This is a genomic window from Arthrobacter sp. PvP103 (genome assembly GCF_017833075.1).
In the GTDB taxonomy this organism is placed as follows: domain Bacteria; phylum Actinomycetota; class Actinomycetes; order Actinomycetales; family Micrococcaceae; genus Arthrobacter.
Window position 1 is genome coordinate 317,522 of the sequence record NZ_JAFIBQ010000001.1, and the last position, 14,169, is coordinate 331,690.

Below are 14,169 nucleotides of genomic sequence, written 5' to 3' on the forward strand. Positions count from 1 at the left end.
TGCCCTCATATCGTTATCCGTGCGATTCACTTCACGCACCGTGGGGCACGGAGGTTCCCAAAAGCGGCAGGGGCTCTGCGCCACCGCTTTGAATCCGGCCACTGCAAAAATGGGGCATTGCGCCGATTCACGGAGCGCATATCCGCGAAAATTTGGGGCCACTAACCGCAGGCAAACGTCCGACTGGAATCGTATATCCGGCGCGGCCGGCAGCATGGCACGCTGGAACCCACACTGATCCACGACGGGTGATTCCAGCTGCCCGGGACAGCCTGCGGCCTATACCTGGGAATGAACCACAAGATAGGAAGATCTCATGAAGAGGTCAATGGGATTGCTCGCATCCACCCTGCTGGCCGCAGGACTTGGTATCGGGGGGACGGCAATGGCTGCCGGACCTGCCGCAGCGGATACGGGACTGCAGTCCGTCACGATTTCGGCTGAGAACTACCAGAGCTACACGGACCACAAGAGGGACGATGACAAGCGGGACTGGCGTCATGACCGCAGGTGGTGTGAGCGGAACGGCTACTGGCACCACCACAGGGGTGACAGGGACCATAGGGGTGGCTGGCACTTCCACAGCTACTGTGACGACGACCATCGGCGCGGCCGCCACTAGGTTGCCAACCGTCGCCTGACCGACCGGTCCTGGGCGACAAGGAGGGGCATCGCTTCCGGCGGTGCCCCTCCTCCGCCATTCATCGCTCCGTTCGCCGCGGCAACGCCTTCCCGCGCAACCGATCCAATGCCAGAGTCAGTACATGGACACCTGGGAACGAGAGGCCGCCGGCGTCATCAGTTTTCCCTCCGGCCGGCGCATCCGCGGCCGTGCACTGCGGCGTCCGCTCCCGCCGGGTCCGGTACCCGATTTCGCCGTCTACTTGCTCGGCAAGCGGCCGGCTCCAACGGCATGGGAACAGCGGTGGGTGCGCTGGCCGGACTTCTGGCTGCCGGCAAACACAAATGACGCCATGGATGCCCTGCGGGAGGCCTGGGACCGGGCAGAATCGGAGCGAGTTGAAATCGCCTGCCTGGGCGGCCACGGCAGGACGGGCACGGCCCTTGCCTGCATCGCCGTTATGGACGGCGTTCCCCCGGAAAAGGCAGTATCTTTCGTCCGGGATCACTACGGTCCGGCCGTGGAAACACCCTGGCAGGACTGGTACGTCAGGCATGTTGCCGGCCGGATCAAGTGACCCGCTGCCCGTTTCACAGATCCGACGCCGCCGTCGTCACCGCTCCCCGGAAATGAGCAGTTCCCGGGCACCCGCCGCGGCGGCTCCCATGGATTCCACCACCGTCCGGGTCCTCAACCGCGTGGCAGCGTCCGCTTCGGCGCCGGCGCACGGTCCCTGCGGCGCATCGGCAGCCACGGAACACCAGCGGTAAGGGTCGCGGACGATCACCGACGGCACCCACGCCAGGTCCGATGCCTGCCATTTTCCGGCTGCATCCTGGCTGAACTGCGCCCGTACCAGCAGCCCCTCGTTGTTCACCACATACCAGGGGGACAGTTCGGTGATGCCGTTGCCCAGCCCGTAAACGATCCACGTGCCTTTGTAGTTTTCAATGGGCAGCACGGAGTGTGTGTGGTGGCCATAAATCATCGTGAACTCGCCGCTGTCAACCAGGGCATGGGCCGTGTCCTGCTGCTGGGCGTTCGGGACGCTGGCATATTCGTCACCGGCGTGCATGACTCCAAGGACGATGTCCGCACCGAGCGCCCTGGCCTTCTTCGCTTTGGCAATCATGGCCGGCGCATCAAGCATGTCCACCTGCCAGGCCTGCTCGGGGTACTGGCCGTTCAGGCCGTAGGCAGCTTCGATCACCGCTATCCTGGCGGCATCGGTCTGCAGGATCAGGATGCCCTGCGAATCGGCCTCGGTCCGGTAGGAGCCCGTGTGTTGCAGGCCGGCGGCATCCAGCGCGTCGAGGGTCCGGACGAGGCCGCCGGTCCCTTGGTCGATGGTGTGGTTGCTGGCTGTGGTGCAGGCCTGGTAGCCAACGTCCTTCGACGCCGTGACGATCTGCGGCGGCACGTTGAACGAGGGATAGGCGGAGAAGGGACCCCCCGGTTCGGCGACCGGAGTTTCCTGGTGGCAGATGGCGAGGTCGCTTGCCCCGATGTACTCCCGCTGGCCTTCGAGCAACGGGGTGAAGTCCAACCCGGGTTTTCCGAGCGCCGCAGCGTCGGCACGTGCCTGGTCCCACAACTGGGCATGCACCAGCATGTCTCCGGTCACCAGAACGGACACGCAGCGTACCGCAGCGCACACCGGGCCCTTGCCCGGGGTCGGCTCCGGGGAAGGGGCCGGCACCTCCGGTGCAGCTGAAGACGGCGGTGCGGAGGCCGCCGTCGTGCTCGCCGCTTCGGCTGAACGCTGCCCGGCGCCTTGTTCAGCCAAGACACCGCACGACGACAGGCTCAGCAGCAGGGCGGCAGCGGCCAACGCCGCGACTCCCCGGCCCGCGGTTGATTTTCGGTAGCATCCTGGCGACTCCCCCATGGGCGCCATCCTATGGCGGGCCGTCCCGGAATCCCGAATAATCACCATTGAGAACCGCCCGGTTACATGAAAGGGTTGCTTCATGACCAACCCCCTCCTGAGCCCCAGCCCTTTGCCATTCGGGCTGCCCCCGTTTGCCGAAATCGAAGAGTCCCACTATTCCGAGGCAGTCCGTGCAGGCCTTGCCGGGCACTTGGCTGAGATCCGGACAATCGTAGGCAATCCGGAACCGGCAACTTTCGAAAACACCGTGCTGGCCATGGAACGTTCCGGGCAGCTCCTCCAGCGCGCCGCCGCGGCGTTCTACACTCTGGTTTCTGCCGATGCCTCGGACGGCATCCGCGTCCTCGAGACTGAACTGTCCCCGGAATTTTCCGCACATCAGGACGCCATCTACATGAACCGGGGGCTGTTTGACCGCTTCGCCGCCGTGGACACCACCGGACTCGACGAAGAATCCGCCCGGCTCGTGGAGGAGTACCTCAAGGAGTTCCGCCAGTCGGGCATCCAGCTGGACGACGCCGGGCAGGAACGGCTCAGGACAGTGAACGCAGAGTTGTCCCGGCTCGGCACTGAATTCGGTCAGCGCACCAAGGAGGCCATGAAGTCCTCTGCGCTGCTTCTTGACGACGCCGCGGAACTGTCAGGGCTGCCGGCGGACGACGTCGCCAGTGCCGCCGAAGCAGCCCGCGCGGCCGGGCACGACGGAAAATTTCTGCTCACGCTCATCCAGCCCAGCAACCAGCCCGCCATGGCGTCCTTGGAAAACCGCGACGTCCGGCGCCGCCTCTACCAGGCGTCCATCAGCCGGGGAAGCAGCGGGGGTAGCCTCGATGTCCTGGAGCTGGTGCAGTCCATGGTTGCGCTTCGCGCCGAGAAGGCCCGGCTGCTGGGGTTCGCCAACTACGCCGAGTTCACAGTGGACCGGCAGACCGCACCCGATTTCGAAGCTGTGCAGACCATGATGAACCGGCTGGCGCCTGCCGCCGTCCGGAACGCCGACGCCGAAGCGGCCGCCCTGGCAGAGGTGGCGGGCCATCCGCTCGAGGCCTGGGACTGGGCGTACTATTCCGCGAAGGTGCGGCGGGAGCGTTACAGCGTCGACGAGCAGGCGCTGCGGCCCTACTTCGAACTGGACCGGGTCCTTCGCGACGGTGTCTTCTTCGCCGCCACGGCCCTGTACGGTGTCACCTTCCACGAGCGGCCCGACCTCCAGGGCTACCACCCCGACGTCCGGGTCTGGGAAGTCCGCAACGAGGACGGATCAGAACTGGGGCTGTTCCTGGGTGACTACTACTCCCGTGAGTCCAAACGCGGCGGCGCCTGGATGAACTCGCTGGTGGATCAGTCCGCGCTGATGGGTACCAAACCGGTGGTGATCAACAACCTGAACATTTCCAAGCCTCCGGCCGGAGAGCCCACGCTGCTGACGCTGGATGAACTCCGGACCGCGTTCCACGAGTTCGGCCATGCCCTGCACGGACTGTTTTCCAACGTGACCTTCCCGCGGTTCTCCGGGACCGCAGTTCCGCGCGATTTTGTGGAGTACCCCTCCCAGGTCAACGAAATGTGGATCATGTGGCCCGAGGTGCTGGCCAATTATGCCCGCCACCATGTGACCGGCGAGCCCCTTGCCCAGGACATCGTGGACAAGCTCAACGAGTCGCAGCTGTGGGGCGAAGGCTTCGGCACCACTGAGTACCTGGGCGCGGCGCTCCTGGACCTCGCCTGGCATGTACTGGACGAATCCGGGGTTCCGGCGGATGTCCTGGCGTTCGAAGCCAAGGCCCTCGCAGCGGCCGGGGTGGCACACAGCCTGATTCCGCCGCGGTACCGGACGGGCTATTTCCAGCACATCTTCGCGGGCGACGGCTATGCTGCCGGCTACTACTCGTACATCTGGAGTGAGGTGCTTGATGCGGACACCGTGGAGTGGTTCAAGGAAAACGGCGGGCTCAGCCGGGCCAACGGCGACTTCTTCCGGAACGAACTACTGTCCCGGGGCAACAGCCGCGAACCGCTGGATTCATTCCGTGCCTTCCGGGGCCGCGACGCCAGGCTGGAGCCGCTGCTGAAACGCCGCGGCCTGGAGTAATCTCCCCTCCCCTCACGGACGACGGCGGCGGGTCACCTTGCCAGGTGACCCGCCGCCGTCGTACTGCTGTGAAGCTGTTACCAGCCGCGCTCGGCGAGGCGGTGCGGCTGGGGGATTTCGTCGACGTTGATGCCGACCATGGCTTCGCCCAGGCCGCGGGATGCCTTGGCGATGACGTCGGGGTCATCGAAGAAGGTGGTGGCCTTCACGACGGCGGCGGCACGCTGGGCCGGGTTGCCGGACTTGAAGATACCCGAGCCGACGAACACGCCGTCAGCTCCGAGCTGCATCATCATCGCGGCGTCGGCCGGGGTGGCGATACCGCCGGCGGTGAACAGGACCACCGGGAGCTTGCCGGCGGCAGCAACTTCCTTGACCAGTTCGTACGGGGCCTGCAGTTCCTTGGCCGCGACGTAGAGCTCGTCCTCGGGCAGGGCGGCAAGCTTGGCGATCTCGGAACGGATCTGGCGCATGTGGCCGGTGGCGTTGGAGACATCGCCCGTACCGGCTTCGCCCTTGGACCGGATCATGGCTGCACCCTCGTTGATGCGGCGCAGCGCCTCGCCGAGGTTGGTGGCGCCACAGACGAAGGGAACCTTGAAGTTCCACTTGTCGATGTGGTTGACGTAGTCGGCCGGGGTCAAAACCTCGGACTCGTCGATGTAGTCCACGCCGAGGGACTGCAGGACCTGGGCTTCGACGAAGTGGCCGATCCGGGCCTTGGCCATGACCGGCACGGACACGGCTTCGATGATCTTGTCGATCATGTCCGGATCGGACATGCGGGACACGCCGCCCTGGGCCCGGATGTCGGCCGGAACGCGTTCCAGCGCCATCACGGCCACGGCACCGGCGTCTTCGGCGATGCGGGCCTGTTCGACGTTGACGACGTCCATAATGACGCCGCCCTTGAGCATCTCGGCCATGCCGCGCTTGACGCGGTTGCTGCCCGTGACGCTGTTGGCGGACGAGCCGGCTTCGCTGCTTACATCAGGTGTAGACACAAAAACCCCTATGGGTAGCTAGATGTTACGTAGATCCGGTCTCTCGGTTCCGGCGCAGGCGGCAGCATAGGCGGGACAAGCCACGCCGCGCGCACACCGGATTACCGGATCCAATGACCAGGTACAGCTAATACTAGTCCCACGCTGCGACCCAGCTGAATTCGGGTTACCCCGGCAGTCCCGTCTCTTCCAGCGACTGCCGGTGCACGGTGGCAATCCGCTGGATCACGGTGACCAGGCTGGCGGCGGCCAGGAGGATAAGCGTCACCAGGAGGACCACGCTGGGAAGGCCGATCCCGGTGAATCCGGTGACCACGAGCACCGACACCAGCCGTTCCGCGCGCTCGGCAATGCCCACGTTGGCGTGGAAGCCCAGGGCTTCGGCCTTCGCCCGCGCATAGGAGACCACCATGCCAAGCACCAGGCATACGACGGCGGCGACTGCGATCGCGCGGTCCGCGCCTCCCGTGAAATACCAGATGGCAAGGCCGGCGAACAGGGCGCCGTCGGCGACCCTGTCCAGGGTGGAATCCAGGAAGTTGCCCCAACGGCCGCCGCGCTCCTGCATCCGGGCCATGATGCCGTCGAGAACGTCCGAGAAGATGAAGGCTGTTATGAACAGCGTTCCCCACCAAAGCTCGCCCAGCGGGTAGAAGACCAGCGCGCCCACCACGACTCCCGCCGTGCCCACGATGGTGATGGCGTCCGGTGAAACACCAATCTTCAGAAGCCAGCGGGCAAGCGGTGAAAACAGGGCGGTGAAGAACCCGCGGGCATGCCGGTTAAGCATGTTCGTCCTGCGGCCACGCCTCGGCAACCTGCTGGCGGACCTCGCCCAGCGTCTGCGTGATCGCTTTTGTCTGGGCGATGATGGGGAAGAAGTTGCCGTCCCCTCCCCACCGCGGGACCACGTGCTGGTGCAGGTGGCCGGCTATTCCGGCCCCGCCCACCACGCCCTGGTTCATCCCAAGATTGAAGCCACCAGGGTTGGACACCTTCCGCAGGACCCGCATGGACGTCTGCGTCAGTGCCGCGAATTCCGCTGTTTCCTCCACGGTCAGGTCCGTGTAATCCGGAATGTGGCGGTAAGGGCAGATCAGCAGGTGGCCCGGGTTGTACGGGAAGAGGTTCAGCACCACGTAGGCGGTCCGTCCGCGGTAAACAATCAGCGAATCCTCGTCGCTGCGGGCAGGGGCCACACAGAACGGACAGTCATCCTTGTTCTTGAACTGGTGCTGCCCGCCCTTGATGTAGGCCATGCGGTGCGGAGTCCACAGGCGCTGGAAAGCGTCCGGGACTCCGGCCAGGCCGAACTCATCGGTCACCTCGCCGTCGCCCGGATATCCCCCGCCAGCGCCTGTGTTCTCCTGCACGTCGCCTGCCATTCCGCTTTCGCTAGCTGGTCCGGTTGCGGACGGCTTCGACAATCCTCTGGACGGCCTCGGCGACCGGCACGCCGTTGTCCTGGCTGCCGTCGCGGAACCGGAAGGACACTGCTCCGGCTTCGGCATCCTCGCCGCCGGCAATCAGGACAAACGGAATCTTGTCCTTGCTGGCGGTGCGGATCTTCTTCGGGAAGCGGTCGGAGGAGATGTCCACCTCGGCCCGGATGCCTACGGCCTTGAGCTGATCCACGACGTCGAACATGTAGTCGTTGAAAGCTTCCGCCACGGGGATGCCAACAACCTGTACGGGTGCCAGCCACGCCGGGAAGGCGCCGGCATAGTGTTCCGTCAGCACGCCCATGAACCGTTCCACGGAACCGAACAGGGCGCGGTGGATCATCACCGGACGCTGGCGCGTGCCGTCGGCGGCCTGGAATTCGAGCTCGAAGCGCTCAGGCAGGTTGAAGTCCAGCTGGATGGTTGACATTTGCCAGGTCCGGCCGAGCGCATCTTTTGCCTGGACGGAGATCTTGGGGCCGTAGAACGCAGCTCCGCCCGGATCCGGGATGAGCTCCAGGCCGGACGCTTCAGCCACCTCGGCCAGGGTGCGGGTGGCTTCATCCCAGGTGGCGTCGTCTCCCACGAACTTGCCTTCGTTCTTGGTGGAGAGTTCCAGGTAGAAGTCGTCAAGGCCGTAGTCCTTGAGCAGGCCCAGTACGAAGTTCAGCGTGGTGGTGAGCTCGTCCTTCATCTGCTCGCGGGTGCAGTAGATGTGGGCGTCGTCCTGTGTCATGCCGCGCACGCGGGTCAGGCCGTGCACCACACCCGACTTTTCGTAGCGGTACACCGAACCGAATTCGAAGAGCCGCAGGGGCAGTTCCCGGTACGACCGTCCGCGTGAGCGGAAGATCAGGTTGTGCATGGGGCAGTTCATCGGCTTCAGGTAATAGTCCTGGCCGGGCTTGCGCACGGTGCCGTCCTCGTTCAGTTCCGCGTCGATGTGCATCGCCGGGAACATGCCTTCCTTGTACCAGTCCAGGTGGCCCGAGACTTCGTAGAGGTGCCCCTTGGTGATGTGCGGGGTGTAGACGAAGTCGTAGCCGGCATCAACGTGGCGCTGGCGGGAGTAGTCCTCCATGGCCTTGCGGATGATGCCGCCCTTGGGGTGGAACACCGGAAGGCCGGAGCCAAGCTCGTCCGGGAAGGAGAACAGGTCCAGTTCGGCGCCGAGTTTGCGGTGGTCGCGGCGTTCGGCTTCGGCGATGCGTTCCTGGTAGGCCTTGAGGGCGTCCTTGGTGGGCCAGGCGGTCCCGTAGATGCGCTGCAGCTGCTGGTTGTTCTGGTTGCCCAGCCAGTAAGCGGCTGAAGACCGGGTCAGGGCGAACGCGTTGGAGATGAGCTTGGTGTTGGGCAGGTGGGGTCCGCGGCAGAGGTCGCACCAGACGCTGTCCCCGCTCTTGCGGTCCACATTGTCGTAGATGGTGATGTCACCCGCGCCCACCTCGACGTTGACGCCTTCCCCGGCGTCGGCGGCGTTGTTCTTCTTGCCCAGGAGTTCGAGCTTGTAGGGCTCGTTCTTCATGGCTTCGCGTGCCTCGTCCTCGGACACCACGCGGCGGACGAACTTTTGGTTCTGGTTGATGATTTTGAGCATCATCTTTTCCAGGGCCTTCAGGTCTTCCGGGGTGAACGGCTCGGCGACGTCGAAGTCGAAGTAGAACCCGTCCGTGATGTACGGGCCGATGCCGAGCTTGGCGTCGGGACGCAACTGCTGCACGGCCTGGGCCATCACGTGCGCGGTCGAGTGCCGGAGGACATTGAGCCCGTCCGGCGAATCGATGGTGACGCCTTCGATGTCCGCACCCTCAGGGAGCGGCTGGTCGAGGTCTTTCAGTTCGCCGTTTACTCGGGCAACCACAACGTCGCGGCGCTCAAAGAAGAGTTCCGCGCCGGTGGTCCCGGTAGTCACCTTGGTCTCTTCGCCGTCGACGATGAGGGTGATCTGCTGGGCATCTGACACGGGTGTCTCCTATTCAAAGTTAAGGCTTCGTAGCTTGTGGCGTACGGGGACCACAGCCAGCCTCGTCCATGCTATCGGTTGAGAGATAGGCCGACCAAAGCGGCGCGTCCGGCCCAAGCGCCTGACCTCTTTCCGGGTGGAGCTCAGCTGCCGAGTCCCGTGATAGCCAGGTTGCGGCTGATTCCGTCCAGCGGCCCCTGCAACTGGAGGGCCGGATCCCAGGGGTCAGCGGATTGTTTTTCCGGGTACGGGAGGGTCTCGGTGCGGCTCAGGTCCCACGCCATGGTGGCGCTGATGCTGATCCCCCGCGGCCCGGTCCTGCGGGTGTTGCCCCGGATCAGGAGCAGCCGGGTGCCGAACAGCAACGGGCCGGCCAGCTCCTGTGCCTCATGGAAGAACACCGAGTCCACGCAACCGGTGCCGTCGTCGATGCTGATGAAAACCACCCGGCGCCCTCCGCGCATCGGGGGTGTCTGCGTGGCGATCCGGACTCCGGCCACCAGTACTTCCGTGCCGTTTCTGAGCCCCAGGAGCTTGTCCGCCGTGGTGACTCCCAGCTTGTCGAGCAGGGGCCGGTGGCTGGTCATCAGGTGTTCACTGACATCCACGGCCATAAGGTCAAGCTCGGCCCTGACGTTATCGATCATGCTCGGAGCAGGCAGTTCGGCCTTCAGGTTCCTGAGTTCAACATCGCCCAGGGGCAGGGACAGCTGGCCCTCGATGACCTCAACACCCTTTTTGGAAGGACGGTTCTGGAGGGCCTGCAGGTGCTGGACGAGGTCAGCCCGGTTGGCGGCTCCGCCGGATTCGCGGTGCAGGGTATCGAAGGCTCCCAGCTGGGCAAGCCGCTTGATGCTGGGTTTACTCAGCCTGGAGCGGGCACGCAGGTCTGCCAGCGAGTCGTAGGGCTGCCCTGCCACGATCCTTTTGAGTTCAGCCCCCGAGAGCCCGTAGATGCCGTTCAGGCTTAACCGGATGCCCAGCTTGCCGCGGTCCGGACCAGATCCGACCCGTTCCACACGGTACTCAGCGTGGCTCCGGTTGATGTCCAGGGGCAGGATGGGGATCCCCAGCCGCCGCGCTTCGGCCACCAGGAGCCGTTTGGGGTACATGCCGGGATCGTGTTCCCATAGCCCGGCCAGGAAAGCCTCCGGGTGGTGGGCCTTCAGCCAGGCGGACTGATAGGTGGGCACGGCGAAGGCTGCCCCGTGTGCCTTGCAGAAGCCAAAGCTGCCAAAGGCCTTCAGCGTTCCCCAGACCTTATCCACGACCTCGGGGGTGTAACCCCGTGCCCGGGCTTCCTTGCGGAAGAATTCCTCCACCTTGGGTTCCAGGAGTTCGTTCCCCAGGGCGCGGCGGAATTCGTCAGCCCGGGCCAGCCCGCATTTTGTCATGACATCGAAGGTCTTCAGGATTTGTTCATGGAACACCGTCACGCCATGGGTTTCCTGGAGCACGGGCTTGAGGTCCGGATGCGGATAGACCTCCGGCGCAAAACCGTGGCGGTGTTCCAGGAAGGGACGCACCATGTCCGACTTCATGGGCCCCGGGCGGAACAGCGAAATGTCGATGATGAGGTCGTTGAATTCACGCGGGGCCATCTTGCCGATCAGTTCCCGCTGCCCGGGGGATTCTATCTGGAAGCAACCCAGGGTGTGCGTGCTCCGGATCAGCTCGTAGGTTGGTTCGTCATCCAGTGGCACCGCGTTAAGGTCAATGCGGCCGTCAGCCGCGATGTAGTCCGGGCCCGTTCCGTCCGGGCCGGGTCGATGGGCGCCGGCTGCCACTACCTCGGCCTTGGTGGGATGCAGCCTGATAACTTCCCGGACAGCAAAGGCCATGGCGCTCTGCATCCGGACGCCGAGGACGTCCAGCTTGAGCATGCCCATCGGGTCCATGTCGTGCTTGTCGAACTGGCTCATGGGCAGGCCAAGTCCGCTGGGCTGGACGGGTGTCCTGTCCAGCAGGGTGGCATCGCCGAGGATCACCCCGCAAGGGTGCATCGAGATGTGCCTCGGCAGGCGGTCCAGCCTCTCGGTTAAGTCAACTAGCAGGTCCAGTTGCTGGTTTTCCGCGAAATCCCGCTGCTCCACCCTGCCCGCGAACTCTTTGAGCTCTGGCTTTTCCACCAGGGCTTCACGGAAGTTCCTTGCAGAGAAGCGCCAAAGCTGCTTGGCGATCTCGCCGATGTCGCCGTCGTCCATGCCAAGCGCCATACCGGCGTCACGGACCGCACCGCGAGCGCGGTAGCCGTTCTGCATGCTCATGAGCGTGACGCGTTCCGCTCCGAAGCGGTCAAAGATCCGCCGGTAGACATTGTGCCTTTCGGCACTTTCGACGTCGATGTCGATGTCCGGAAGCGTGGCCCTGTCACGGGAAAGGAATCGCTCGAAGATGAGGTCGTGCTGCAGGGGATTCACCTGGCTGACATCAATGAGGTAGTTCACCAGGCTGGAGGCGCCGGATCCCCTGGCCGCTGCCCTGACTCCCATTTCCAGGATCATCCGGGAAACTTCGGCCACGGTCAGGAAGTAGGAGGCAAATCCCAGATTGGCGATGATCCGCAGTTCGTGTTCCAGCCGTGCCCGCATTTCCGCCTCGGGCTTCCCTGATATCCCCGGGAACCGGCGTCCGATGCCCGCCTCGCAGCGCAGGGTCAGCTCAACCAGGGGGTCGCCCGCAATGCCGATGACGGACGCCTCAGGAACAACCGGCCGCTTCCATCCCATATCAGTGACGGGATCCATCCGGCAGCGGTCCGCGAGCGCCTCGGTCTGGCCCAACAGCCTCGTGAGGTCAGTGGCGCCGTAGCCGGCGGCATGGATGATTTCCTGCCCGAGTTCGAGCATTTGGGCGGATGTTTTCAGCCACCCCCTTCCATTGGGCTGCAGCAACGGCTCCGCTGTCAGCTCGGGAAGCGATTTCAAGGTGCGGGCCGAATCCAGCACGTCCGCCGTGGCTGCGCCATCCTCCGCGCAGTACCGCACCGCGTTGGTCAGTACGGCCGGAACGCCGTGCTCGGCAGCAAGCTTGAGCATGCGCACTGCATGGGCAGTGCTCAGCGCCTCACCGGGAGCACTGAGGTGCGACACCACTTCGGCTGCCACGGTTCCCTTCGGCATGCCGTCAAGCCATTGTTTGAAAAGCGTGCGGGGGCGAAGGTACCGGCGTCCGCCCATTGCCCTCCCGACATCGGAATCCGGTCCCACCAGCACCGTCAGCACCGGCTCCAGTGTTTCCGGGTGCAGAGCCCGAGAAGCGATTTCGGCGCGGGTCACAGCGACTGGCACCACTCCCCCGGCTTTGCCGGAGGTACGGGCATGGGCATCTGAAATCAGCCGGCAGAGGGCGCGGTAGCCCGCACCGTCGTTGTGTCCGTGGGCAAGCACGACGACGCGGCCGGCGAGCTGGGTGCGGAGGTCGCCGTCGTCGTCGAAGACCGCCAGGTCAACCCCGACGACGGGATCCAGGCCCGCCGACATGCAGGCCTTGAGGTGTTTGACGGTGCCGTACAGGCCGTCCCTGTCGGTGCAGGCAAGCGCCGTGGCGCCGTCGGCGGCAGCCGCCTGGGCGAGCTCATCCGGCCAGGACACGCCATAGTGGGCACTGAAGGCTGTGGAAACGTGAAGATGGGTGAAACTCATGCTGATTGTGGCCTTAGGGCATCGTGGATCTTCAGCAACCTCCACCGACCGTTTCCGATGTTCCTTGTCAGGTCAAGGGTGAGTGTTTCATGGGGTTGCGGGGTTTCCTTGGCACCGGTTGGCCGGACCTGGACGCGCCAGATTTCGTGATCCACCAGTCCCGGGCCGGTTCCCAGCGGCGCCCGGGTTTCCTCCACCCACCACTGACGGCGTTCAAACCAGTGCACCGGCTCTGCGCAGACCGTGTAATGCCGACCTGCCCAGGTGAGTGCGGACGGCTGGCCGGCTGGCGAGCAGACGACGTCCACACCTTCGCTGAACAAGCCCATCGGCGCCTCCCGGAACTGCACTCCCCTTCCCGAACAGGCGATCGCACCGCCGGCGGGGAGAAACTGAATTGATTCGATTTGAGATACTTGGTTCGAATATATCTTCGAATAATTCAAGTCTACGCCGGAGCCGGGACAAAAACTACAAGCCCTCGGGTTCAGGGCTGCCGGCGACTGATGTTGTTGTTAACGCCCGGAGGAATCCGTAGCGCTCAAGGATCGGCCTCCGCATCCGTCCGGAGTGCCGGTCGTACACAGCGAGTAAGTCCCTTGCGGAAGTCACTGGCCCCCGCGCTACCGCCGCCGGCCTGGAGCCAGAGGACCGCCGGCCGGCCCCACTCCTGCTGGTCATTGATATTCGAACATATCTTCGAACACTTTGGATCCAGGCCGGAGGCTGACAAAACCTTGATCAGGGGTGGACGGACGGGAGCGCAGGGAGCAGGATGGAGCCATGAGCTCCCACGACGCACTCCTGAAGCACGTAGCCATCGCCGCCAAGGACTCCACCTTGGTGGCGACTTTTGATATAGACGGCAACATCCCCGGGGCGGGCGCCTACGTTGTGGGCCTTGTCGCGGCCACGCCGGATCATTCCCATCAGCGAAGAATGGGAATTGAGTTCATGAACGGCGAAGCTGTGTCCTTCTATTGCTTCAGCCACGACGGCACAGAGGAGAATTTCGACCTCAGCGGCGTGACGCACTCAGGCAGCACCATTACCGGCAACTTTCCCATGAGTACCGTCCTGGGCCTGGAAAAGGGTCACCTGATGACGGCCTTCAGCGACGCTGACGGCAGGGGCTACCAGGCAAACGTGCCCGTGGAAGAATCCCTCTGAGCCGCTAGTTGCTGGCGTTGTGCACTTTCATCTCAAGCTCGGTGAAAGCCGTGATCATCGCCCGGTAGGTCTTCTCCACGATGTCCGGGTCGATGTCCTTCTTCTCGGCGGCGGCGCGGACATGTTCGATGACCTTCTCCACCCGGCCGGGAGCCCGGACCTCCGCGTCATCACCCTTCAAGGTGCCTGAAATCCGGATCAGGCGTTCACGGCGGGCAATCAGGGTGACAATCTGCTCATCAACTTCATCGACGGCCACACGGACAGCTGCGAGCTGCTCCCTGTCGGCCTGGGCGTCTTTGTCGTGTCCGTGATTTGTGGGCATGTGCATGACAGTATCT

12 protein-coding genes are annotated in these 14,169 nt (G+C 64.3%); 4 read left to right on the forward strand and 8 right to left on the reverse strand.

All coding sequences use genetic code 11. The features are described from left to right. Window positions 1-316: 316 nt before the first annotated feature. Both JOE41_RS01460 and JOE41_RS01465 read left to right on the forward strand, forming a co-directional pair. Window positions 317-622 carry a hypothetical protein gene (locus JOE41_RS01460; protein ID WP_011692154.1) on the forward strand — a complete coding sequence of 102 codons (306 nt, stop codon included), beginning with the start codon at window positions 317-319 and terminating at the stop codon, window positions 620-622. 142 nt (window positions 623-764) lie between these two features. Beyond that, window positions 765-1,199, forward strand: coding sequence for a protein-tyrosine phosphatase family protein (locus JOE41_RS01465; RefSeq protein WP_209750482.1), 435 nt, complete (start codon window positions 765-767; stop codon window positions 1,197-1,199). Between the two features lie 36 nt (window positions 1,200-1,235). Here JOE41_RS01465 and JOE41_RS01470 read toward each other — a convergent pair whose 3' ends face one another. Then, window positions 1,236-2,510 (reverse strand): CapA family protein, encoded by a 1,275-nt coding sequence (locus tag JOE41_RS01470; protein ID WP_245200596.1) that lies wholly within the window; start codon window positions 2,508-2,510, stop codon window positions 1,236-1,238. Window positions 2,511-2,592: 82 nt separating this feature from the next. Between JOE41_RS01470 and JOE41_RS01475 the strand changes: the two genes are divergently transcribed. Next, window positions 2,593-4,605 carry a M3 family metallopeptidase gene (locus JOE41_RS01475; RefSeq protein WP_209750484.1) on the forward strand — a complete coding sequence of 671 codons (2,013 nt, stop codon included), beginning with the start codon at window positions 2,593-2,595 and terminating at the stop codon, window positions 4,603-4,605. A gap of 77 nt (window positions 4,606-4,682) precedes the next feature. On the opposite strand, the gene pdxS is transcribed toward JOE41_RS01475, so the two are convergent. From pdxS to JOE41_RS01505, 6 genes are all read right to left on the reverse strand, one after another. After that, window positions 4,683-5,609, reverse strand: coding sequence for a pyridoxal 5'-phosphate synthase lyase subunit PdxS (gene pdxS, locus JOE41_RS01480; protein WP_011692158.1), 927 nt, complete (start codon window positions 5,607-5,609; stop codon window positions 4,683-4,685). A gap of 166 nt (window positions 5,610-5,775) precedes the next feature. Continuing rightward, window positions 5,776-6,399, reverse strand: coding sequence for a phosphatidylinositol phosphate synthase (gene pgsA / locus JOE41_RS01485; protein WP_209750485.1), 624 nt, complete (start codon window positions 6,397-6,399; stop codon window positions 5,776-5,778). Beyond that, a complete protein-coding gene (locus JOE41_RS01490; RefSeq protein ID WP_043430743.1) occupies window positions 6,392-6,982 on the reverse strand; it encodes an HIT domain-containing protein in 591 nt (196 codons plus the stop codon). The genes pgsA and JOE41_RS01490 overlap by 8 nt, the downstream gene beginning before the upstream one ends. Window positions 6,983-7,004: 22 nt before the next feature. Further along, window positions 7,005-9,014, reverse strand: coding sequence for a threonine--tRNA ligase (gene thrS, locus JOE41_RS01495; protein ID WP_209750488.1), 2,010 nt, complete (start codon window positions 9,012-9,014; stop codon window positions 7,005-7,007). A 143-nt stretch (window positions 9,015-9,157) separates the two neighbouring features. Next, window positions 9,158-12,658, reverse strand: coding sequence for a DNA polymerase III subunit alpha (locus JOE41_RS01500; protein ID WP_209750490.1), 3,501 nt, complete (start codon window positions 12,656-12,658; stop codon window positions 9,158-9,160). Next, complete coding sequence (locus tag JOE41_RS01505) at window positions 12,655-12,987, reverse strand: DUF6504 family protein (RefSeq protein WP_011692163.1); 333 nt, start codon at window positions 12,985-12,987, stop codon at window positions 12,655-12,657. Before JOE41_RS01505 ends, JOE41_RS01500 begins: the two co-directional genes overlap by 4 nt. 454 nt (window positions 12,988-13,441) lie before the next feature. Here JOE41_RS01505 and JOE41_RS01510 point away from each other — a divergent pair, with 454 nt between their 5' ends. Beyond that, the gene (locus tag JOE41_RS01510; protein ID WP_011692164.1) at window positions 13,442-13,828 is read left to right on the forward strand and encodes a hypothetical protein; all 387 of its coding nucleotides are present in this window, start codon (window positions 13,442-13,444) and stop codon (window positions 13,826-13,828) included. Between the two features lie 4 nt (window positions 13,829-13,832). Here JOE41_RS01510 and JOE41_RS01515 read toward each other — a convergent pair whose 3' ends face one another. After that, complete coding sequence (locus tag JOE41_RS01515) at window positions 13,833-14,159, reverse strand: chorismate mutase (protein WP_011692165.1); 327 nt, start codon at window positions 14,157-14,159, stop codon at window positions 13,833-13,835. Window positions 14,160-14,169: the final 10 nt, after the last annotated feature.